Here is a 22,198-nt window from a genome sequence, read left to right as displayed (position 1 = left end):
TGGGCGACGGGCCGTCCTCCTACGCTGGGCGTCGGCTTCTCCGGTCCGTCCCGTTCCGGCCGAAAGGTTCCGCGCCCATGCCCGTGACCGCCCCCTCCGTTCCCTCCGCCGTGCGGCGCCGGTGTTCCGCCGTGCTGCTGGCCTGCGCCCTGCTCGGTCCGCCGGTGCTCGCGGGGCAGGCCGGGGCCGCGGACGGCGTCGGGAGGATCACGGAGTACGAGCCGCCCACGGCGGGCAGCGGTCCGGTCGGGGTCTCCGCGGGGCCCGACGGGAACGTGTGGTTCACCGAGAACGCCACCGACCGGATCGGGCGGATCACCCCGAAGGGGGCGATCAAGGAGTTCGTCCTGCCCAAGGGCAGCTTCCCGGACGACATCGCCGCCGGGGCCGACGACCGGCTGTGGTTCAGCGAGCCCGGGCGCAACCGGATCGGCCGGATCGACACGAGCGGCAAGATCAAGGAGTTCCCGCTGCCGCGGCCCGACGCCTTCCCGACCGGGATCACCGGCGGGCCGGACGGCAACGTGTGGTTCGCCGAGAACGGCGCCGGGCGGATCGGCCGGATCACCCCGTCCGGCAAGGTCGCCGAGTTCCCGCTGCCGGCCACCGAGAGCGCCCCGTACCGGATCGCCAACGGCCCGGACGGGAACCTGTGGTTCACCGAGCCCGCAACCAACCGGGTCGGGAAGATCACCCCGCACGGCAAGGTCACCGGGTACGCGCTGCCGAACGCGGAGGGCGCCCCCTTCAACATCGCGGCCGGGCCGGACGGGAACCTCTGGTTCACCGACCCGAATTCCAACGCCGTCGGGCGGATCACCCCGGGCGGCAAGGTCAGGATGTTCCCGCTGGGCACGGCCAACAGCGGTCCGGTCGGCATCGCGGCGGGCCCCGACGGGAACCTCTGGTTCGGCGAGTCCAACGTCAGCCGGATCGGGCGGATCACCACGGGCGGCAAGATCAGCGAGTTCCCCGTGCCCCACCCGAACCCGGACGGCACGCCCTTCCACATCGCCGCCGGCCCTGACGGGAACATGTGGTTCACGGAACTGACCGGCAACCGGATCGGGCGGGCCGAGCTCGGGGGCCGGGCCGCGGACCTGGCCGTCCGGCTGGCGGCTCCGGGCAAGGCCCGCGCGAGCGACGCGTACACCTACACGGTGACGGTGACCAACCACGGCCGCTCCGCCGCGGCCCGCACGGTCGTACGGCTGGCCAAGCCGCGCGGCGCGTACACGGTGTCGGCCACGCCGCAGGCCAAGCGGCCCACCGCCGACGAGCTGACCTGGGACGTGGGCACGCTCGGGGCCGGGAAGCAGCGGACCTTCCGCGTCACGGTGCGGCCGGGGAAGAAGAGCAAGGGCGTGTTCGACGCCGCGGTCCGGGTGGCCTCGGCCACCTTCGACCCGGTCACCGCGAACAACAGGGCGGCCGCCCGGACCGACGTGGCCGGCCGCCGCTGACGGGCTGTCCGGCCGGGTGGGGCCTACGCGTGCCGGTACGCGGCCAGCGAGATGCCGACGTAGTGGGCCACGAAGGCCGCGAGCGTCAGGGAGTGGAAGACCTCGTGGAAGCCGAAGACCCGGGGGGAGGGGTCGGGACGCTTCATCCCGTAGATGACCCCGCCCACGCTGTAGAGCAGACCTCCGACGATCACCAGGACGAGGACGGCGATACCGCCGGTCCGCATGAAGTCGGGCAGGAAGAACACGGCCGCCCACCCCATCGCGATGTAGCACGGGGTGTACAGCCAGCGCGGGGCGCCGACCCAGAAGACGCGGAAGGCGATGCCGGCCGCGGCCGCGATCCACACCGCCCACAGCAGGGGCTTGCCGGTGGAGTCGGGCAGCAGCAGGACCGCGAGCGGGGTGTAGGTGCCCGCGATGATCAGGAAGATGTTCGCGTGGTCGAGCCGCCGCAGGACGGCCTCGCCGCGCGGCCCCCACGTACCGCGGTGGTAGACGGCGCTCACGCCGAAGAGCAGGCAGGCGGTGAGGACGTACACCCCGCAGGCGACGCGGGCCTTCGTCGAGTCGGTGAAGGCCATCAGCACCAGGCCGGCGATCACCACGGCGGGGAACATCCCGGTGTGCAGCCAGCCGCGCATCAGCGGCTTGGCCTCCGGACCTGCCGGAACGACCGGTGCGGCCGGGACGGCGGCGGCGTCTGAAGTCATGCTCCACATGCTACCTACGGGTCCGTAGGTTTCTGGCAGTCCTCTTTACGGAAGATTGACGGACGTGGCGATGCTCACGTGAGAGGCCCCCTGGACATATGCGCACATCCACCGGATGATCAGATGAGTGCGGTCGGCACCGGATGAGCGGAGCGCGAAGCGTCCGGGTCGCAGCCCCCACGGGGCATACACCAAACAAACCCCTCAACAAGGAGCAATCGTGGCGCGCGACAACGCGGCTCCCACTTCCGTCCCGACGACCCACCGGGAGCTCGTCTCCTGGGTGGAGGAGATCGCAGCCCTGACCCAGCCGGACCGCATCGTCTGGTGCGACGGCTCCGAGGCCGAGTACGAGCGCCTGTGCGAGGAGCTCGTCGCCAAGGGCACGTTCAAGAAGCTCGACGAGACCAAGCGCCCGAACTCGTACTACGCCGCCTCCGACCCCTCCGACGTCGCGCGCGTCGAGGACCGCACCTTCATCTGCTCCGAGAAGGAGGAGGACGCGGGCCCGACCAACCACTGGAAGGCCCCGGCGGAGATGAAGGAGATCTTCGCGGGAGAGCAGGGCATCTTCCGCGGCTCCATGAAGGGCCGGACGATGTACGTCGTCCCGTTCTGCATGGGCCCCCTCGGCTCCGACCTCTCCGCGATCGGCGTCGAGATCACCGACTCCGCCTACGTCGCGGTCGCCATGCGCACCATGACCCGCATGGGCAAGGCCGTCCTCGACGAGCTCGGCACCGACGGCTTCTTCGTCAAGGCCGTCCACACCCTCGGCGCTCCGCTCGCCGAGGGCCAGGACGACGTGCCGTGGCCCTGCAACACCACCAAGTACATCTCGCACTTCCCCGAGACCCGCGAGATCTGGTCCTTCGGCTCCGGCTACGGCGGCAACGCCCTGCTCGGCAAGAAGTGCTACGCGCTGCGGATCGCCTCCGTCATGGCCCGCGACGAGGGCTGGCTCGCCGAGCACATGCTGATCCTCAAGCTCACCCCGCCGGCCGGCGAGGGCGAGGCCAAGTACGTCGCGGCCGCCTTCCCGTCCGCCTGCGGCAAGACCAACCTGGCCATGCTGGAGCCCACGATCCCCGGCTGGACGGTCGAGACGATCGGCGACGACATCGCCTGGATGCGCTTCGGCGAGGACGGCCGCCTCTACGCGATCAACCCCGAGGCCGGCTTCTTCGGCGTCGCCCCCGGCACCGGCGAGCACACCAACGCCAACGCCATGAAGACGATGTACGCCAACACCGTCTTCACCAACGTCGCGCTCACCCCCGACGGCGGCGACGTGTGGTGGGAGGGCATGACCGAAGAGGCGCCCGCGCACCTCATCGACTGGAAGGGCAACGCCTGGACCCCGGAGTCCGGGACCCCGGCCGCCCACCCCAACGCCCGCTTCGCCGTCCCGGCCGCCCAGTGCCCGACGATCGCGCCCGAGTGGGAGGACCCCAAGGGCGTCCCGGTCTCCGCGATCCTCTTCGGCGGCCGCCGCGCCTCCGCCGTGCCGCTGGTCACCGAGTCCTTCGACTGGAACCACGGCGTCTTCATCGGCTCGAACATCGCGTCCGAGAAGACCGCCGCCGCCGAGGGCAAGGTCGGCGAGCTGCGCCGCGACCCGTTCGCGATGCTGCCGTTCTGCGGCTACAACATGGGCGACTACATGGCCCACTGGGTCAAGGTCGCCGCCGACAAGGACCAGGCCAAGCTCCCGAAGATCTACTACGTGAACTGGTTCCGCAAGAACGACGCGGGCAAGTTCGTGTGGCCGGGCTTCGGTGAGAACAGCCGCGTCCTGAAGTGGATCGTCGGCCGCCTCGACGGCACCGCCGAGGGCGTCGAGACCCCGATCGGCGTCCTGCCGACCAAGGCCGCGCTCGACCTCGACGGCCTCGACATCGCCGACGAGGACCTCGACTTCCTCCTCACGGTCGACAAGGAGGTCTGGCGCGAGGAGGCCGCCCTGGTCCCCGAGCACCTGAACACCTACGGCGACCACACCCCCAAGGAGCTGTGGGACCAGTACCACGCGCTCGTCGAGCGCCTGGGCTAGTCCCCGGCACCACCCCGAGAACCGAGGCCGGCTGTCCCCCGGCCGAGGGCTGACGCGGGAATCCCCGACCAAGGGCTCCTTGCGACCTTCCGAACAGGTCGTGTGCGTCTGCTGATGGCGGGCCTCCACCCAGTGGAGGCCCGCCGTCATGTGTTCGGCGTGCCGAGGCTCCGGCCCGGGGCGGGCAGCGCCACGGCGGTCATCACCAGCCCGTCCTCGACCAGCCAGCGCCCGTGGAAGGCGGTGAGGCGGACGCCGTCGACCACCGGTCCCCGGCCCAGCACCCGGGCCTTGAAGGTGCCCGACCACGGATTCACGGCGACCGCGGCCTCGTCGAAGTCCAGGATGACCCCGGTGAGCGGGTACCAGGCCTTGTACACGCTCTCCTTGGCGGCGAAGAGCAGCCGGTCCCAGTGGATGCCCGACTCGCAGGTACCCAGCCGGGCGAGCTGGCCGCGCTCCTCCGGGATCGTCACCCGCTCGCGCACCATGGCGTGGCGCAGCGGTTCATTGGGTTCGACGTCGATCCCGATGCCCGCCACGTCCGCCGACCGCGCCACGGCGGCGGCCCGGTACCCCTTGCAGTGCGCCATGCTCCCGACGACCCCGGCCGGCCACAGCGGGGCGCCGTGGGCGTCGCGCAGCACCGGTACGGGTGCCACCCCCAAGTCCGCCATGGCCTCCCGGGCGCAGGCCCGGGAGGTGCTGAACTCCCGGCGGCGGCCGTCCGAGGCGCCGGCTATCAGATCCTCCTCGCAGGCGAACAGCGGTGTGGGCAGGACGGGATCGGTGAACGCCTCGGAGGTGGCGACCACCGGGGGCAGTAACGAGCCGACCAACGTGCCCTGACGGGACCCGTCCCCCGTGACCGGCCTCGGTATCTCTCCCTTCCGATGTCGTACGCGGGTACTCACAGGTTCGCGCGCCAGGCCGGCAGGCTCCGGCCCGACCAGGAGCCGGCCCCCGTCCCGCCGCGGGGCCACGGCGCGGGCGCCGTCGCCGCCGTCTCGGCGTCCGCGTCGCCGCGGGCCGCGCCCAGGGCCAGCAGGACCGCGGTCAGTGCCGCGACCTCGACGGGATCCGGAGCCCCCCGCGTGATCCGGATCTGCGGTTCGGCCGCGCTCACTGGGGCTGGTTCCCGTGCTTGCGGCTGGGGAGGGTGACCTGCTTGCCCCGCAGCATCGCGAGGGCGCCGATCAGCCGGGACCGGGTCTCGGCCGGGTCGATGACGTCGTCGACCAGGCCGCGCTCGGCGGCGTAGTAGGGGTGCATCAGCTCGGTCTTGTACTCCTTGACCAGGCGGGTGCGCGCCTCGTCGGGGTCGTCGGCCTCGGCGATCTGCCGCCGGAACACCACGTTGGCGGCGCCCTCGGCGCCCATCACGGCGATCTCGTTGCTCGGCCAGGCCAGGGACACGTCGGTGCCGATGGAACGCGAGTCCATGACGATGTAGGCGCCGCCGTACGCCTTGCGCAGGATCAGCTGGATGCGGGGCACCGTGGCGTTGCAGTACGCGTACAGCAGCTTCGCGCCGTGCCGGATGATGCCGTTGTGCTCCTGGTCCACGCCGGGCAGGAAGCCGGGGACGTCGACCAGCGTCACGAGCGGGATGTTGAAGGCGTCGCAGGTCTGGACGAAGCGCGCCGCCTTCTCCGAGGCGTGGATGTCCAGGACGCCCGCCGTGACGGACGGCTGGTTGGCGACGATGCCGACGACGTGGCCGTCCAGCCGGGCCAGGGCGCAGATGATGTTGGCGCCCCACAGCTCGTGGACCTCGAAGAAATCGCCGTTGTCGACGACTTCCTCGATGACCTTGCGCATGTCGTAGGAGCGGTTGGGGTCGCCCGGCACCAGGTCCAGCAGTGCTTCGGTGCGGCGGTCCGCGGGGTCGTCGGTCTCCGCCGTGGGCGGCAGCTCGCGGTTGTTCGCGGGCAGCAGGGAGAGCAGGAAGCGGACGTCGTCGAGGCAGCTCTCCTCGTCGTCGTAGGCGAAGCCGGCCACGCCCGAGGTGGCGGCGTGCGCGTCCGCGCCGCCCAGCGCGTCCTGTGTGATGACCTCTCCGGTGACCGCCTGGACGACGTCGGGGCCGGTGATGAACATCTGGGAGATGCCGCGGACCATGAACACGAAGTCGGTCAGCGCCGGGGAATAGGCGGCGCCGCCCGCGCAGGGGCCCAGGATCACGCTGATCTGGGGGATGACACCGGAGTTGCGGACGTTGCGCTGGAAGATCCCGCCGTAGCCGGCCAGCGCGGTCACGCCTTCCTGGATGCGCGCACCCGCGCCGTCGCACAGGCCCACCACGGGAGCCCCGGCGGCTTCCGCCAGGTCCATGACCTTGTGGATCTTCTCGGCGTGCGCCTCGCCGAGCGCGCCGCCGAAGATGCGGAAGTCGTGGGCGTAGGCGAAGACGGTGCGGCCGTGGACCAGGCCCCAGCCGATCACCACGCCGTCGGTGTGCGGTCTGCGGTTCTCCAGGCCGAAGCCGGTGGCCCGGTGCCGGCGCAGACCCTCCAGCTCGGTGAAGGTCCCTTCGTCGAAGAGGTGCTCGATCCGCTCACGGGCGGTCAGCTTGCCCTTCGCGTGCTGTGCTTCGGTCGCCGCCTCGCTGGGACCCCGGACCACGGAGTCGCGCAGCTCGGAGAGTTCGGCGGTGTACGACCGCAGGTGCGACGGCGTCCACGTCGGACGCTCCTCGGTGATGCTCACGTGGTGTGCCCTTTCCTCGGATCGGATGGCAAGAGGGGGATTCCACGCTGCCCGGCGGCGTTCAAGGCGGCATCAAAGCTCTGTTGAAGTACGGACCTCATGCGTTCGACAAACAACTTTTAAGTCGATCTCTACGGGCGGTCACGACGATGTGAACACATCCGGAACCACCCAAGGAGACGACAGTGAGAACGAGTTGGAAGAAGCGGCTGATGTTCGGCGCGGTGGCGGTGGCCATGGCCGTAGCGGTCACGCCGGCCACCGGCGCGGTGGCGGCGGAGCAGGTCGAAGAGGCCCCGATGCTCCGCAAGACCGTCTTCAGCGACACCTTCCAGAACGGCTTCGACACCTCGACGGCGGGCTCCTGGCAGCTGTTCGAGAACGGCGGGCTGACGGCCAACGACGGCATCGCGACCACTTCGTACCAGGGTCTGAACGTGGTGCCGTCCGGTAAGGACCCGGTCACGGGCCAGCCGGCGTTCTCCTGGACCACGGGGCAGCAGGCGGCCGGCGGTGGCGGCGACAAGGACCACATGAAGTGGCTCGCCTACCCGCGCCACAACGGCACCACCGGCTACCCGGGTTACGACGTCCCGCCGAACGGGCAGCTGACCTGCGAGTCCTCGCTGTCCGTCCAGACGCGCAACATGGAGCGGCACCCGTTCGGCACCGCGGTCAGCGACCCGCAGGGCGACGTCCGGCTCGGTTCGGCGGGCCTGGTCACGGCGGACCTCCAGACCGGCATGGTCATGGACTTCCACGTCACCAACAACACCGTCTACGCCTTCTACGAGCGCCTGCGGTACCCGGGCTCCACCTACGCGGCGTTCACCTACGCGGTGCCGGTCGCCCGCATCACCCCGGGCACCCAGGTCAACACCCAGGTCGTCCTGGAGAACGGCGGCACCCGGGCCCGCTGGAAGCTCAACGGCTACACCGTGCTCACGGTGAACAAGCTGGGCACCCTCGAACTCGACCGGAAGTACCTCCAGACGGACCACGGCGGCACGGAGGAGGTCGTCGCTCCCAAGCAGGCGACCTGCGGGCTGGGCGTGTTCACGATGCTCGACGGCGCCGGCGCGGACGGCCGCGGCCTGGTGCGCCTGGACTCGACGGACGGTTTCTACTACAACACCCGGCTGGGCGCGCCCACCGGTCAGACCTTCCTCGACGAGACCAGCCGGACCGGCAGCCGGATCTGGGGCCAGGGCGTCGACCTGCGCGCCGCCAACCTCAAGGTCACCACGGGCGAGCGCCTGTAATACCTCTAAGGAGGTATGACCACTGACCATTGGACAGTCTGGGCAGGGCCCTGAGGCTGCCTTAGGTTCAAAGGGCAGTGCCGAACACGACCAGCCCGCCCGATCGCATCCGTGTCGTCGAAGCCCGCATCGGGCGGGTGGTCCGTCGGCCATGAGGCGCCGGCCCGGCACCCCGGAACGGTCGATGGAGACCGTGCCCCTGAGCCGGGCCACAAGGTACCGAAGGAATTCCACTGATGAACTCGAACAGCTCCGCCGACCTGGTGATGTTCCCCGGACAGGGGTCTCAGCGGGCCGGCATGGCCACTCACCTGCTGGAGCGGCACCCCGCCGCCCGGCGGGTGTTCGACGAGGCGGATGCCGTACTCGGTATGCCCCTCTCCGAAATCTGCACCACCGGAACGGCGGAGGAACTCGCCGCCACCGACATCACCCAGCCCGCGATCCTCGCGACGAGCCTGGCCACCTGGCAGGTCCTGCGCGAGGCGGGCTGCACGCCCGGCGCCGTGGCCGGCCACAGTCTCGGCGAGTACGCGGCGCTGGTGGCGGCCGAGGTGCTGTCGCCGGAGTCGGCGCTCCGTCTCGTCCAGGTACGGGGCCGGCTCATGGCGGAGGTGGGCCGGAAGCAGCCGGGCGCGATGGCAGCGGTTCTGGGACTGCCGGCCGAGCAGGTGGTCCGGATCTGCGAGCAGGCCCGCGCGACGGGGCTGGTCGAGGTGGCCAACTTCAACGAGCCGACGCAGACCGTACTGTCCGGCGAGGCCGCCGCCGTCGAGGCGGCGGGCCGGGCGGCGCTCCTGGAGGGGGCGGAGAAGGTGGTGGCGCTGAAGGTCGGCGCGCCCTTCCACTGCTCCCTGATGGGCGCGATCGAAGAGGAGTTCGCGCGCGAACTGGCGGCCCACTCCTTCGCGGACCCGGTGCTGCCCGTCATCAGCTCGGTGACGGGTGACCACGTACGCGGCGGCGAGCAGGCGCGGGAGCTGCTCCGCCGTCAGCTCAGCGGACCCGTCCGCTGGGTGGACGTGGTCAGGCGGGCCGGACAGCTGCCCACCGAGACCTACATCGAAGTGGGTCCGGGCCGGGTGCTGAACGGGCTGGTCCGCCGCACGGACCCGGACGCGCGGGTTGCGAGCACCGGCGACGAGCGGCGCCTCGGCGCGCTCGTCGACGCGCTCTCGGCCACCGCGCCGGTCCCCGTCTGACCCAACGACCCACGCACATACATCTGATCAGGAAAAGGTGATCCACGCATGACGAACAACGCCAGCCTCGACGCGATCGTCCAGAACTCCATCGCCGAAGCGCTCGGTCTCGACACCGACGAGGTCGTGCCCGACGCGACCCTCCTCGGCGACCTGGACGCCGAGTCGATCGACCTCCTGGACATCCTGTTCCGCATCGAGCGCGCATCCGGCGTGAAGGTGAAGATGGCCGACCTCACCGAGGTCATCCAGGGCGGCATCCCGGACGAGGAGTTCGCCGACGACGACGACGTCATCACCTCGGTCGGTCTCGCGCAGCTGAAGAAGGTGCTCCCGCAGATCGACACGGACGCCCTCGCCGGCAAGCTCGTCGCGGACGAGGTGCTCACCCTGTTCACCGTCCAGAACCTTACGGACATGGTCGCGGAACGTGCCGACAGCACCCTGGCCGCTGCCTGACGACGCGGTGGCGCGGTCGTCGGACGACCGCCCCGTCCCACCTCGGATGCGGATCGGCACGGACGTGATCGCGATCGAGCGGATCGACGAACTGGTGTCCTCGGAGCCCGGCTTCGAGGAACAGGTCTTCACCGATCGCGAACGGTCCTACTGCCGGCGTAGACGCCGACCCGCCGACCATCTGGCCGCCCGTTTCGCCGCCAAGGAAGCCGTGCTCAAAGCACTGGGTACCGGCATGGCGGCGGGCATGGAGTGGACCGACATAGAGGTCGTCAACGACCGCGCCGGCCGCCCCACGGTCAGGTTGTACGGCGAGGTGGCCGCAGAGGCCGAGCGGCTGGGGATGCAGCAGCTCGACATTTCGATGACACACAGCGCGGGGCTGGCGATAGCCCAGGCGCTCCTGGTGTGGAACCAATAGGGAGGAAAAGACTCATGACGCTCGAAGGCCGCGTCGCTCTGGTCACCGGCAGCTCGCGCGGCATCGGGCGGGCCATCGCGCTCCGCCTCGCCGCCGATGGTGCTGCCATCGCCGTCAACTACCGCTCGCGCAAGGACGAGGCGGAGCGTGTCGTCGAGGAGATCACCTCGGCGGGAGGCCGGGCGATAGCCCTGCAGGCCGACGTGTCGGACCCCGAGGCGGCCAAGCGGCTGGTGCGGGAGACCATCGACGGCCTGGGCGGCCTGCACATCCTGGTGAACAACGCCGGGGTGGCGCAGGACGGCCTCATCTACGACCAGGACCCCGCCGACTGGTGGGAGGTGCTCAAGGTCAACGTCGGCGGCGTGTACAACTGCACGCACGCCGTGGCCGGGCACTTCATGTCCCAGCGCGAGGGCAACGTCATCAACATCTCCTCCGTCATGGGCGAGGGCGGATGGGTGGGGCAGTCCAACTACTCCGCTTCCAAGGGTGCCGTCAACTCCTTCACCCGGGCCGCCGCCATCGAGCTGGCCCGCTTCGAGATCCGCGTCAACGCGGTCCTCGCCGGATACACGGCCACCGACCTGATCGGCGGACTGCTGGAGAAGGACGGCGGCAAGAACATCAAGCGCCAGCTGCCCTTCCGCGAGTTCGCCACCCCCGAGCAGGTGGCCGGCGTCGCCTCCTTCCTGGCCGGCGAGGACTCCTCGTACGTCACCGGTGAGCTCCTGCGGGTCGACGGCGGCTGGGCGGGCCAGCTCGGCCTGGGCCGCGCCAAGTAGGGGGCGGTCCGTGCGATTCCACCTGATCGACCGTATTGACGAATGGGAGTCCGGGGCACGTCTGCGGGGGCGCAAGGTCACCTCCGCCGACGAGCCCTACTGGAGCCCCACGCCGAACGGGCCCGTGATGCCCGCCGCGCTGGTCCTCGAAGCGCTGGCCCAGGCGGGCACCTGGCTCCTGCTGTTGAGCACCGGCTACAAGAGGCGTGCCGCTCTGGCGAGCGCCGCCAGCGTGCGCTGGCACGCCGAGGTGCTCCCCGGCGACGTACTCGACCTTGATGTCCGATTCGTCTCGTTCGACGAGACGGCCGTGACCCTGGACGGCACCGTCCGCGTCGGCGACCGGACGGTGCTGGAGGTCAGCGGCCTGATGTGTGCCGCCCTCGGCAGCGACCAGCTCGAAGACCCGGAGGACACCGAGCGAATGGGCCGGCATCTGCTGCGCACGGAGGTGCTGCGATGAAGCGTGTAGTGATCACGGGGATCGGGGCGGTGACCCCCCTGGGGAACGACGCCCCCACCACCTGGGAAGGACTGGCCACCGGCCGCAGCGGCGTCGGTGAACTGACCACCATCGAGACGGACGGGTTCCCCGTACGGATCGCCGGTCAGGTCAAGGACTTCCGGCTGAAGGACCTGGTGCCGCGCGAGGTGGGCCTGCGGCACCTGTCCCGGCCCGGGCAGTTCGGTCTCGCGGCCGCCCAGGAGGCGCTGCGTGACGCGGGCGTGGACCGCGACACCTACGAGAGCGGCGAGATGGGCGTCTCCGTCGGTGCCAGCGTCGGCCGGCCCGGCCTGCAGTGGCTGCTCGACGTCGGCGAGCTGCGGGAGACCACGGGCGAGGAGACGGCGTTCCTGCCGTACACGCCCTCCGAGTCCCTGGAGTTCAGCCAGAACGTGCCCGCCGCGGCCATCGCGCGACTGTTCGACGCGACGGGTCCGCTCATGGGCGTCAGCACGGCGTGCTCCGGCTCCGGCCACGCCATCGGCGAAGCCTTCCGGGCCATCCAGGAGGGCGACGCCACCCTGATGGTGGCCGGCGGCTTCGACTCGCTGACCTCGTGGATGGACGTCCTCGGCTTCACCCTGCTCGGCGCGCTCACCGACCGGTACAACGACGACCCGCAGTCCGCCAGCCGCCCCTTCGACGGTGAGCGGTCGGGCTTCGTCCTCGGCGAGGGCGGCGTGCTGTTCGTCCTGGAGGAGCTGGACTCCGCGCTGGCGCGCGGCGCCCGCATCCACGCCGAGGTCCTCGGCTACGGCTCCAGCCTCAACGCCTGGCGCATCACCGACTCGCCGCCGGACGGCTCCGGCGCGGTCGAGTCGATGGCCGGCGCCATCGCCGACTCCGGAGTCGGCACCGAGGGCATCGACTACGTCGTCGCCCACGGCACCAGCACCCACGGCAACGACCAGTCCGAGACCGTCGCGATCAAGAAGGTGTTCGGCGACGACGCCGACCGCCTCGTGATCAGCTCGCCGAAGTCCATGGCCGGGCACCTGACCTCGGCCGGTGCCGCGCTCAACGTGCTCGCCGCGATCGGGGCGATCCAGAACTCGCTGGTGCCGCCGACCATCAACCTCACCACGCCCGACCGGAAGCTCGACCTCGACTACGTGCCGAACACGGCGCGCGAGCAGTCCGTCTCGCACGCCCTGATCAACGCCTTCGCGTTCGGCGGCACCAACATCAGCCTCGTCGTCGGCGGTTACGAGCGATGAGCGTGACAGCCGACCACCGGGCCACCGGGCACCCCGTGCACGGCGCGCTGCTCGCCCCGGAGGTCCGGCCGGGCGAGCAGGCCCGGGCCGTGCGCAACGTCCCCAACACCCTCGACCTCTTCGCCACCCACTTCCCGCGCTTCCCCATCCTGCCCGGCGTGCTGCTCATCGCCAGCGCCGTCGACGTGGCCGCACTGGCCGCGCCGGAGGCCGAGCACGGCTGGCGCCTCGGCGAGGCCACCCGGGTGCGCTGGCGGCGGCCGGTCCGGCCGGGCGACCAGGTGGCCGTCCTCGCGGAGCTCAGCGGCCGCGACGGCGACGACACGACCCACTTCAAGATCACCGCGACGGTGGACGGCCAGCCCGTGGCCACCGTCCGGCAGTTGACCCTCGTACGCCGGCTCCCCGCCCCGGCCACAGTCGGCGAATCCCCCAAGGAGCAGCGATGAGCGGCATCGGACGCCAGGTAGTGATCAGCGGCATCGGCCTGCTGACCGCGCTCGGCGAAGGCGGCGAGACCAACTGGAAGGCCATCGTCGACGGCCGGAGCGGCGTCAGGCACATCCAGGCCTACGACACCTCACGGCTCCAGACCACGCTGGGCGCGGAGATCGACGGGTTCGACCCCAGCCGCTTCGCCACCCGGCGCCAGCTGAACACCATGAACCGGGGCGACCAGCTCGGTCTCGCGGCGGCCACCCTGGCCCTGGAAGATGCCGGTATCGACACCGGCACCGAACTGGGCCTGCGTACCGGCCTGTTCCTCGGCGGCAACAAGTCGATGGGCCGGATGGACCAGCTGATCAAGGGCCTGCGGACCGTCCGCCGCCCGGACGGCACCCCCGACATGAAGGCGCTCGGCGAGAAGGCCGACACCATCATGCCGCCGCTCTTCTTCGTCGAGGGCCTCCAGCCGGGCGCGGTCTTCCACATCTCGCAGACCTACGGCATCCGCGGCGCCAACGCCTTCTTCGCGGGGACCGCCGACGCCGGCGCCACCGCGATCGCGAGGGCCGTGCGGGCCATCCAGCGCGGCGACGCGGACCGGATCATCGCGGGCGGGTACGAGGACGCCACCAGCTGGTGGTCGATGACGCACATGGACCGCATGGGCGTACTCACCACCCGCAACGACCTGGGTGACACCGCCTTCCGGCCGTACGACCAGAACCGCAGCGGTGCGGTGCTCGGCGAGGGCGGGGCGCTGCTGGTCCTGGAGGAGAAGGAGGCCGCGCTCGCCCGCGGCGCCCGGATCTACGCCGAGCTGCGCGGCGTGGGCAACGGCCACGACGGGCGCACACCGCCCGCCACGGACCCCGAGGGCCGCGGTCTCGTCCGCGCCGTGCGGCGTGCCCTGGAGGACGCCCGGCTGAACCCGGCCGACCTCGGCTACATCGCCTCGCACGGAGCCGCGACCAAGATCGGCGACCGCAGCGAGACCGCCGCCCTGCGCACCGCGCTCGGCGAGGCCTCCCGGTCGGTCCCGATCAGCAGCATCAAGCCGCAGACCGGCCACCTCGTGGGCGGCGCCGGCGCGCTGAACGTCGCGGTGTCGGCGCTCGCCCTGCACTACGGCGCGGTACCGGCCACCGCCAACCTCGAAACCCCGGACGCGGCCTGCGACATGGACCTCGTGCGCGGTGAGGCCCGCGACACGCGGCCGGCCACGGCCCTCGCCCTGGCCCGCGGCCTCGAAGGCCAGGCCGTCGCGCTGGCCCTGGGACGGGCGGCCTAGCCCGTGCCGAGTCCCATCCCCTCCGGAACACCGGAGGGCCAGTCCGTCCGAGGAGACGGGAAACCCAGGTCAGGAGGAGTCAGACACATGGAGAACATGCCTTCCGGCGTTGCGCGGGTGGTGGTATCCGGCGTGGGCGCGATCACCTCCCAAGGGGGCACCGCCGAAGAGTTCTGGGAAGGTGTCCGCACGGGACGGGTGGCGATCCGACCGGTGCGCGGCCTGCCGATGGACGGCTACCAGACCCGCATCGGAGGCGAGGTCACCGAGACCCGGCGGCCCGCCTACGCGTACACCTCGGACGACGCGGTCCGTGAGCCCTCGGTGGACTTCGCGCTGGTGGCGGCCGAGGAGGCGCTGGGCGCCTCGGGCCTCACGCCGGGCGTCGAGATCCCGGCCGAGCGCTGGGGGATCGCGTACGGCACCTGCAACGGCGGCTGGCGCAGTGCCGAGCACGCGCTGCGCTCCCGCGCCGCCGACGAGGAGCCCGACTGGCAGCGGTACGCCCTCGTACCGCCGCAGGCGGGGGCCGAGGTGCTCGGCGCCGCGTTCGGGATCAAGGGCCCGGTGCTCTCGGTGAACACCGCCTGCGCGTCCGGTGCCCACGCCATGGCCCATGCCCTCGAGGTGATCCGGGCGGGCCGGGCCGACGCCATGCTCGTCGGCGGCAGCGATGCCTTCACCGAGACCGCGTTCGCGGGTTTCAGCGGCCTGGAGTCGCTGTCCGACAAGCCCGCGGCGCCCTACTCCAAGGACCGTTCCGGGCTGTCGCTCGGCGAGGGCAGCGGCATGTTCGTCCTGCTCTCGGCGGACGCCGCGGCGCGGCTGGGCGCCCCCGTGATCGCCGAGGTGCTCGGCTACGGCCTGTCGGCCGACGGGTACCACCCCACCGCCCCCCACCCAGAGGGCGAGGGCGCGGCCCGTGCGATCCGCGCGGCGCTCGCCTCCGCCGGCCTGGCGCCCGAAGACGTGCGCTATGTCAACGGGCACGGCACCGGCACCCCCAAGAACGACTCCGCCGAGAGCGGCGCGGTGCGTCTGGCCCTCGGCGAGGCAGCGGAGAAGACCGCGCTGAGCAGCACGAAGTCCATGGTCGGCCACCTGCTGGGCGCGGCGGGAGCGGTCGAGGGCATAGCGACGGTGCTCGCCCTGCGCGACCAGATCGCCCCGCCCACCGCGGGGTTCAACGAGACCGACCCGCAGTGCGGCCTCGACCCGATCCCCGGCACGGGGCGCCCGATGGACCTGGACGTGGCCCTCTCCAACAACTTCGCCTTCGGCGGAGCCAACGCCACGGTCGCCTACGCCCGCCCCGGAGCCCTCTTCGAGGGTCCCGCGGACGCCGACTACGACGAGGTGGTCGTCACCGGGTTCAGCGCGCTGACCGCGGCGGGCGACGGGGCCGACGCCCTGTGGCAGGCCTTCGAGGCCGGTACGCGCCCCGGCGCGGACGAGGACGGACTGCGGGTCGCCCGCGCCGTGTTCGACCCGGAGGCGGCCGGCACCCGCAAGGACCGCCGCCGCATGGACCGCATCTCGCAGCTCGCCATCGCCGCCTGCCGGGCGGCCCTGGAGCACGCGGGGGTGACCGGCGACGACGAACGCGCGGCGACCGGCGTGGTCCTCGGCACCGGCATCGGCCCCGTGGAGAGCAACGAGCGGTTCTTCCTCCCGCTGCTCACCGACGGGCCGGCCGCGGGCAACCCGGGGGTCTTCCCCAACACCGTGTACAACGCCGCCGCCGGGCAGGTGGCGATGGCCCTCGGAGTCAAGGGCCCGACGTCCACCCTGACCTCGGGGCACGCCGCGGGGGCCGCCGCCATCGGCGTCGCCCACGACCTGCTGCGCAGCGGGCGGGCCGACCGGATCCTCGTTCCGGCGGTCGACGCCTTCTCGCCCGGCGCGCTGGACGGGTACCGCACCCTCCCGCTGTTCGGCTCGCGCTCCGCCGCCGACTACACGCTGACCGAGGGCGGCATCGCCCTGGTGCTGGAGCGCGCCGGGGCGGCCCGGGAGCGCGGAGCGACCGTCCACGCCGTGGTCCGCGCCCATGCCACGGCTTCCGACGCGGTGGGCGTGGGCCGCTGGGACCCGTCGGGCGACGGGCTGGAGCGGGCCATGCGCGCCGCCCTGGCGGCCGCCGGGGTCGCACCGGGCGAGCTGGCCGACGTGTGGGCCAACGCCGCGGGGCTGACCGCGGTGGACCAGCCCGAGGCTGCCGCTCTGGACCGGCTGCTGGACGGCGCCGAGGTGCCCGTCCGCACCCCCAAGCGCTCGCTGGGCGAACCGGTCGGCGCGGGCGCGCAGCTGGCGGCGGTGCTCGCCATCGGCTCCTGGCAGCACGGCCTTTCCCAGGGCGACGCCCTGATCAACAGCTCTTCGCTGGGCGGGACGCACACCTCGATCGTGCTCTCGCCCGCCCCGACCTCCCGAACGGAGTCCGCTCGATGACCGGCACCACCGAGAACCTCAGTGTGAAGATCCTCTCCACCGGCGGGTACGTCCCCGGCGATCCGATCGACAACACCGCCATCGAGAAGATCGTCGGCCCCCTCCCGGACGACGTCCTCGCCGGGATCCAGGTCGAGACCCGGCACTGGATGATCGACACGGTCACCGGTGAGCACCTCACCTCCAACAGCCGTATGGCGGAGGCCGCGGGACGCCAGGCCCTCGAGCGGGCGGGCGTCGGCGCGGACGAGATCGACCTGCTGGTGGTGTGCACCGCGAGCCCCGAGTACCTCCTGCCGAACGTCGCCACGACCGTGCAGCACTACCTCGGCCTGGAGCGGTGTGCCGCCATCGAGGTGCGCGGCGCCTGCGCCGGCTGGGTCCAGGCCCTGGACATCGCCCGCCGCCAGCTCGCCGACGGCACGGCGCGTACCGCGCTGGTGATCGGCAGCGAGGCGATCTCGCCGCTGATGGCCCCGATGTTCATCGGCAAGGACCCCTTCAAGGTCCGGATGCGCGAGCGGCTGACCCTGTACACCTTCGGCGACGGCGCCGGCGCGGTCCTGCTGCGGGCCGAGCCCGCCGAGGCCGGCCACAAGGACGACTTCGCCTTCGTCAACGCCTGCATGGGCGGCCTCCGCAAGCCCGGCATGGAGATCATCGGCGGCGGCACGGACGTGTCGCAGGCGGAGCAGCTGCGGCGCAAGCGGCTGATCGACATGAAGGTGGACGTGCCCGGCACCACGACCTTCGGCCCCCGGGTCTTCGTCGAGGCCATCAAGGACATGTCCCAGCGCTCCGGCTGGTCGCTCAGCGACCTCGACGCGCTGGTGCTGCCCGAGGGCAACGCGGACTACTTCGCCCGCGAGTACGAGGACGCCGGCCTGTCCGCCGCCGACGACGAGGCGCTGAAGACCGGAAAGATCGTCGAGAACCTCGCCGAGGTGGGGGCCACCGGGTCCGCCGCGGTCCCGCTGGCCCTGGACGCCGCCTGGACGTCGGGCCGGATCCAGCCCGGCCACAAGGTCGTGCTCCTCGGCATCGAGGCCAGCCGCTACGTCTACACGGGCCTGTCGCTCACCTGGCACGCCCCCGCGCCGGCCCCGGCCGCCGCCTGATCCCGCCCTGCCCGGCGCCCCCCCCACACGCACACGACAAGAGGATGCGAGACAGATGACACTGACCACCCACCCGGCCGTCGAGGACTTCCTCGCCATGGTCAACACGCGTGACGCGGACCGCGTCGACACCCACTGCACGTTCGAGCACATCGACCACAACCCCGTGGTCCCCAACGGCCGCGAGGCCAACCGGCTCTTCTGGAAGAACGTCTTCGCCGCCTTCCCCGACATCACCGCCACCGTCAAGGACCTGCTGGTCTCCGGGGACCGCGTCGCCGGCCGCTTCGAGTACGAGGGCACCCACCAGGGCGAGTTCCTCGGCATCCCGGCCACCTACCGCAAGGTCCAGATCCGCTCCATCGACATCTGGCGCCTCGAGGACGGCCTGTTCGCCGAGCACTGGGACCAGACCAACCTCACCGAGGTCCTCCAGGAGCTCAGGGCCGCCGCCCACGCCTGACCGGGCCGGGACGCGGAAGCACGGGGACGATCACAGCGCACGATGGAGGAACACATGGAACACCGCACGCTGGGCCGGGACGGAGTCACGGTCTCCGTCGAGGGCCTCGGCTGCATGGGGATGACCTTCGGGTACGGGGACTCGGACGAGACCGAGGCCATAGCCACGGTCAACCGGGCCCTGGACCTCGGGGTCACCCTGCTCGACACCGCCGACATGTACGGGCCGCACACCAACGAGGCCCTCGTCGGCAAGGCCATCCGCGGCCGCCGCGACCAGCTGGTCCTGGCGTCCAAGGTCGGCAACGAGATCGGCGCCGACGGCAAGCTCACCGGCGCCCTCAACGGCCGCCCCGAGTACATCAAGCAGGCCGTCGAGGGCAGCCTGAGCCGGCTGGGCACCGACCACCTCGACCTGTACTACCTGCACCGGATCGACCCCGACGTACCGGTCGAGGAGAGCATCGGCGCCATGGCCGAGCTCGTCGCGGCGGGCAAGGTCCGCCACCTCGGCGTGTCGGAGGCCTCGGCGCAGACGATCCGCCAGGCGCACGCCGTGCACCCGCTGGCGGCCGTCCAGACCGAGTACTCGCTCTTCACCCGGGACGTCGAGGTCAACGGGGTGCTGGACACGGTCCGCGAGCTGGGCATCGGCTTCGTCGCCTACAGCCCGCTGGGCCGCGGCTTCCTCACCGGCGGCATCCGCAGCACGCAGGACATCCCGCAGGGGCTGGACTTCCGCCGCTTCGCCCCGCGCTTCGCCGAGGACAACATGCGGCGCAACCTGCCGGTCGTGGACGCGCTCGTCGCGCTCGCGGAGCGCCTGGAGATCTCCGCCCCCCAGCTCGCGCTGGCCTGGCTGCTCTCCCGCGGCGACGACGTGGTCGCCATTCCGGGCACCAAGCGCCGCAAGTACCTGGAGGAGAACCTCGGCGCCGTCGCCGTCTCCCTCTCCGCCGAGACCCTCGCCGAGATCGAGCGCATCGCTCCCTACGGCATCACCGCGGGCGACCGCTACCCCGCCGAGGCCATGGCCCAGCTCAACGGCTGAGCCAACGCCCCCCACCAGTCAAGGAGAACACCGTGTCCGCACCGCGCATACGCCGAGTGCTGATCGCCGGCGGCGGCATCGGCGGCATCGCCACCGCGCTGGCCCTCCAGCAGCAGGGTATCGACTCCATCGTCTTCGAAAGCGCGCCCGAGTTGCGCGACGGAGGCGCCGGCCTGCACATCTGGACCAACGGCATGCTGGCCCTGGAGTACCTGGGTCTCGCCGACGCGGTCCGCGAGACCGCCCCGGCGCAGGAGGTCTGCTCGTTCGCCGACTGGCGGGGCAACTCCATAGGCGATTGGCCCGTCGGCCAGTTCACCTCCCGCTACGGGCAGCCGACGGTCGCCATCGGCCGCTCGGCGCTCCACGGCATCATGCGTGACGCCCTGACCGTGCCCGTGCGCACCGGCGCCCGGGTGACCGGCTACGCCCAGGACCGCGAGGGCGTGACCGTCCGGTTCGACGACGGCACCGAGGAGCGCGGTGACGTGCTGATCGGCGCGGACGGCGTCCGCTCGGCGGTGCGCGCCCAGCTCCTCGGCCCCCAGCCGCCGCACTACACCGGCTACATCGCCTGGCGCGGCCACGCGAAGATGAGCCCCGAGGAGATCCCGCCGGGCAGCTTCCTCGGCCTCTTCGGCCGCGGCACCCGTTTCACGTACTACGACATCGCGCCCGGTGTCGTGCACTGGATGAGCGTGGCGAACGGACCGGCCGGCGGCCGCGACCAGGGCACCCCCCAGGACACCCTGCGGATGCTCCAGGCCAGGCACCGCGGCTGGGTCGACCCGGTCGCACGGGTCCTGGCGGCGACCGACCCGGACAGCATCATCCGCAACGACGTCACCGAACGGAAGCCGGACCCCGTCTGGGGCAGCGGCCGGGTGACGCTGCTGGGCGACGCCGCGCACGCGGTGAGCTTCAACATCGGGCAGGGCGCCTGCCTGGCCATCGAGGACGCGCTGGTGCTCGCCGAGCACCTGACCCGGCCCGGTGACGTCACCACCGCGCTGCGCGCCTACGAGGCCGAGCGCCGCACCCGTACCGCCCCCATGCAGCTGCTGGCGGCGCGGATCGGCAAGGCAGGCGCGCTGGAGAACCCGCTGGCCGTCTGGGTCCGCGACAAGCTCATGAAGGCCGCCTGGACGCGCGTCGCGTTCGCCGCCGCCGAGAAGGAGCACGTCGCCTACGGGACCCGCTGGCGCGAGCGCGCCCTGCAGGACCACCACTGATCCATCGCCCGAGAGGGCACGAGAGGAGGGACGGTCATGGTGACCGGCTCCACGGAACACAACAAGGCGACCATCCGCCGCGTCTTCGACGAGTTCGTCAACCAGGGTGACTTCTCCATCGTGGACGACATCTACCGGCCGGACATCATCGACCACGAAGGCCTGCCGGGCGCGCCCGAGGGTGTCGAGGGCGTCAAGTACACCATCGCCGGCCTGCGCACCGCGTTCCCGGACCTCAAGGTCGTCATCGAGGACATGAGCGCCCACGGCGACCACGTGGTCATCCACAACACCTGGCACGGCACCCACCTCGGTGAGCTGCTGGGCATGGAGCCGACCGGCCGCACCATCGAGTCCACCGGGATCGTCGTCTGGCGCTTCGAGGACGGACTGATCGCGGAGCGCTGGGCGATCGGCGTGGCGTCCAACATGTTCGCGCAGCTCGGGATGCGGATGTTCGCGCCGGGCAAGGGCCGGCGCACGGTCCGCAAGACGGACCTGCCCGTGGTGCGCGTCGTCCCCCTGCCGGCGGACAAGGCCGAGGCCTGGCAGCGGCTCAACACGGAACTGGCGGGCCCCCGGCTGCGCGAGTACGAGGCCTCCCGCCGCCGGCTGGGCATCAGCCACGAGGTCTTCCGCCTCACCCCGGGTGCGGCCGGGGACCAGGTCGCCGTCTACTTCGAGGCGAAGGACCCCGCCCGGGTCGCCCGTCTCTGGGACGCTTCCGAGGACCCCTTCGACCTGTGGCTGCGCGAGCAGGTCCGCGACATCCACGGCACCGATCCGTGGCTGGTGGACGACGCGGCCCCGGACGCGGCGGCCGGGCACACCTGGAACGCCCCGCCGAAGCTCACGCCCGAGGTGGCGGCCTGATGGACGTCCTGCACGCGGTCCTGACGGGCATCGCCCTGCTGGCCAACGCGGTGGTGTACGGCACGGACTTCTTCTCCGCGCTGGTCCAGCGGCCCGCCATGGCCCACGCCAACGACGAGGTGCTCACCAGCGCCATGGGGCTCACCCATCACTACGGGGACCAGCGGATGCCCGTACCGGGCGTGACCGGCGTCGTCGCCACCGCGCTCACCACGGTCGCGGCCGTGTTCACGGGCGGTGCCCTCGCCATCGTGTCGGCGGCGGTCGCCCTCGTCTCGCTGATCGTCTGGCTGCTCATCTACAGCCGCATCAGCGGCCCCGTGAACAAGAAGCTCAGCGCGGCGGCCGTCGCGGGCACGACGCTCCCCGACGCCCGGGAGCTGCAGAAGACCTGGGACAGCGTGATCAACGTGCGCGTCGTCCTCCAGGGGCTCACGCTCGCCGCGCTGTTCACGGGCGTGGCCTTCGGCTGACGGCCGGCGGCCGC

At 71.7% G+C, this 22,198-nt stretch carries 22 protein-coding genes; 18 read left to right on the top strand and 4 right to left on the bottom strand.

What is annotated here, in order from left to right:
* Positions 1 to 77 precede the first annotated feature (77 nt).
* The gene (locus ACZ518_RS03940; protein ID WP_469111429.1) at positions 78 to 1,463 is read left to right on the top strand and encodes a virginiamycin B lyase family protein; all 1,386 of its coding nucleotides are present in this window, start codon (positions 78 to 80) and stop codon (positions 1,461 to 1,463) included.
* 23 nt (positions 1,464 to 1,486) lie between these two features.
* On the opposite strand, the gene trhA is transcribed toward ACZ518_RS03940, so the two are convergent.
* Positions 1,487 to 2,176: a PAQR family membrane homeostasis protein TrhA gene (trhA, locus tag ACZ518_RS03935; protein ID WP_469111428.1), complete on the bottom strand. Its 690-nt coding sequence runs from the start codon at positions 2,174 to 2,176 to the stop codon at positions 1,487 to 1,489.
* Between the two features lie 220 nt (positions 2,177 to 2,396).
* On the opposite strand from trhA, the gene ACZ518_RS03930 reads away from it, so the two are divergent.
* On the top strand, positions 2,397 to 4,229 hold the full coding sequence (locus tag ACZ518_RS03930; protein WP_469111427.1) for a phosphoenolpyruvate carboxykinase (GTP): 1,833 nt from the start codon (positions 2,397 to 2,399) through the stop codon (positions 4,227 to 4,229).
* A 146-nt stretch (positions 4,230 to 4,375) separates the two neighbouring features.
* Here the strand turns inward: ACZ518_RS03930 and ACZ518_RS03925 are convergent, their stop codons facing one another.
* The 3 genes from ACZ518_RS03925 to ACZ518_RS03915 all read right to left on the bottom strand — a co-directional run bounded on the left by ACZ518_RS03925 (position 4,376) and on the right by ACZ518_RS03915 (position 6,938).
* Entirely contained in the window at positions 4,376 to 5,044 is a 669-nt protein-coding gene (locus tag ACZ518_RS03925; RefSeq protein WP_469111426.1) for a 4'-phosphopantetheinyl transferase family protein, read from the bottom strand.
* 95 nt (positions 5,045 to 5,139) lie between these two features.
* Positions 5,140 to 5,355: an acyl-CoA carboxylase epsilon subunit gene (locus ACZ518_RS03920; protein ID WP_469111425.1), complete on the bottom strand. Its 216-nt coding sequence runs from the start codon at positions 5,353 to 5,355 to the stop codon at positions 5,140 to 5,142.
* On the bottom strand, positions 5,352 to 6,938 hold the full coding sequence (locus ACZ518_RS03915) for an acyl-CoA carboxylase subunit beta (RefSeq protein WP_469111424.1): 1,587 nt from the start codon (positions 6,936 to 6,938) through the stop codon (positions 5,352 to 5,354). Before ACZ518_RS03915 ends, ACZ518_RS03920 begins: the two co-directional genes overlap by 4 nt.
* 185 nt (positions 6,939 to 7,123) lie before the next feature.
* Here ACZ518_RS03915 and ACZ518_RS03910 point away from each other — a divergent pair, with 185 nt between their 5' ends.
* The 16 genes from ACZ518_RS03910 (at position 7,124) to ACZ518_RS03835 (ending at position 22,184) form a co-directional block, all read left to right on the top strand.
* Complete coding sequence (locus tag ACZ518_RS03910; RefSeq protein WP_469111423.1) at positions 7,124 to 8,200, top strand: DUF6081 family protein; 1,077 nt, start codon at positions 7,124 to 7,126, stop codon at positions 8,198 to 8,200.
* Positions 8,201 to 8,436: 236 nt separating this feature from the next.
* Positions 8,437 to 9,402 (top strand): ACP S-malonyltransferase, encoded by a 966-nt coding sequence (gene fabD, locus ACZ518_RS03905; protein WP_469111422.1) that lies wholly within the window; start codon positions 8,437 to 8,439, stop codon positions 9,400 to 9,402.
* Positions 9,403 to 9,450: 48 nt separating this feature from the next.
* A complete protein-coding gene (locus ACZ518_RS03900) occupies positions 9,451 to 9,861 on the top strand; it encodes an acyl carrier protein (RefSeq protein ID WP_469111421.1) in 411 nt (136 codons plus the stop codon).
* The gene (locus tag ACZ518_RS03895) at positions 9,833 to 10,282 is read left to right on the top strand and encodes a holo-ACP synthase (RefSeq protein WP_469111420.1); all 450 of its coding nucleotides are present in this window, start codon (positions 9,833 to 9,835) and stop codon (positions 10,280 to 10,282) included. The genes ACZ518_RS03900 and ACZ518_RS03895 overlap by 29 nt, the downstream gene beginning before the upstream one ends.
* A gap of 14 nt (positions 10,283 to 10,296) precedes the next feature.
* A complete protein-coding gene (locus tag ACZ518_RS03890; protein WP_469111419.1) occupies positions 10,297 to 11,067 on the top strand; it encodes a 3-oxoacyl-ACP reductase family protein in 771 nt (256 codons plus the stop codon).
* 10 nt (positions 11,068 to 11,077) lie between these two features.
* Positions 11,078 to 11,530, top strand: coding sequence for a hotdog family protein (locus ACZ518_RS03885; RefSeq protein WP_469111418.1), 453 nt, complete (start codon positions 11,078 to 11,080; stop codon positions 11,528 to 11,530).
* Positions 11,527 to 12,789: a beta-ketoacyl-[acyl-carrier-protein] synthase family protein gene (locus tag ACZ518_RS03880; RefSeq protein ID WP_469111417.1), complete on the top strand. Its 1,263-nt coding sequence runs from the start codon at positions 11,527 to 11,529 to the stop codon at positions 12,787 to 12,789. Before ACZ518_RS03885 ends, ACZ518_RS03880 begins: the two co-directional genes overlap by 4 nt.
* Positions 12,786 to 13,238 (top strand): ApeI family dehydratase, encoded by a 453-nt coding sequence (locus ACZ518_RS03875; protein ID WP_469111416.1) that lies wholly within the window; start codon positions 12,786 to 12,788, stop codon positions 13,236 to 13,238. Before ACZ518_RS03880 ends, ACZ518_RS03875 begins: the two co-directional genes overlap by 4 nt.
* Positions 13,235 to 14,524, top strand: a complete 1,290-nt coding sequence (locus ACZ518_RS03870; RefSeq protein ID WP_469111415.1) for a beta-ketoacyl-[acyl-carrier-protein] synthase family protein — start codon at positions 13,235 to 13,237, stop codon at positions 14,522 to 14,524. Before ACZ518_RS03875 ends, ACZ518_RS03870 begins: the two co-directional genes overlap by 4 nt.
* Before the next feature lie 87 nt (positions 14,525 to 14,611).
* A complete protein-coding gene (locus ACZ518_RS03865; RefSeq protein ID WP_469111414.1) occupies positions 14,612 to 16,975 on the top strand; it encodes a beta-ketoacyl synthase N-terminal-like domain-containing protein in 2,364 nt (787 codons plus the stop codon).
* The gene (locus tag ACZ518_RS03860) at positions 16,972 to 18,093 is read left to right on the top strand and encodes a 3-oxoacyl-ACP synthase III family protein (protein ID WP_469111413.1); all 1,122 of its coding nucleotides are present in this window, start codon (positions 16,972 to 16,974) and stop codon (positions 18,091 to 18,093) included. Before ACZ518_RS03865 ends, ACZ518_RS03860 begins: the two co-directional genes overlap by 4 nt.
* Before the next feature lie 55 nt (positions 18,094 to 18,148).
* Entirely contained in the window at positions 18,149 to 18,556 is a 408-nt protein-coding gene (locus ACZ518_RS03855) for an ester cyclase (RefSeq protein ID WP_469111412.1), read from the top strand.
* 54 nt (positions 18,557 to 18,610) lie between these two features.
* Positions 18,611 to 19,606, top strand: a complete 996-nt coding sequence (locus ACZ518_RS03850; protein WP_469111411.1) for an aldo/keto reductase — start codon at positions 18,611 to 18,613, stop codon at positions 19,604 to 19,606.
* A gap of 32 nt (positions 19,607 to 19,638) precedes the next feature.
* On the top strand, positions 19,639 to 20,838 hold the full coding sequence (locus ACZ518_RS03845; protein WP_469111410.1) for an FAD-dependent oxidoreductase: 1,200 nt from the start codon (positions 19,639 to 19,641) through the stop codon (positions 20,836 to 20,838).
* A gap of 36 nt (positions 20,839 to 20,874) precedes the next feature.
* Complete coding sequence (locus ACZ518_RS03840) at positions 20,875 to 21,711, top strand: ester cyclase (protein ID WP_469111409.1); 837 nt, start codon at positions 20,875 to 20,877, stop codon at positions 21,709 to 21,711.
* Complete coding sequence (locus ACZ518_RS03835) at positions 21,711 to 22,184, top strand: DUF1772 domain-containing protein (RefSeq protein ID WP_469111408.1); 474 nt, start codon at positions 21,711 to 21,713, stop codon at positions 22,182 to 22,184. Before ACZ518_RS03840 ends, ACZ518_RS03835 begins: the two co-directional genes overlap by 1 nt.
* The last annotated feature ends 14 nt before the right edge of the window (positions 22,185 to 22,198 follow it).

This window comes from Streptomyces sp. NPDC033966 (assembly GCF_055575955.1).
This window is presented reverse-complemented; position numbering and strand designations above follow the sequence as displayed.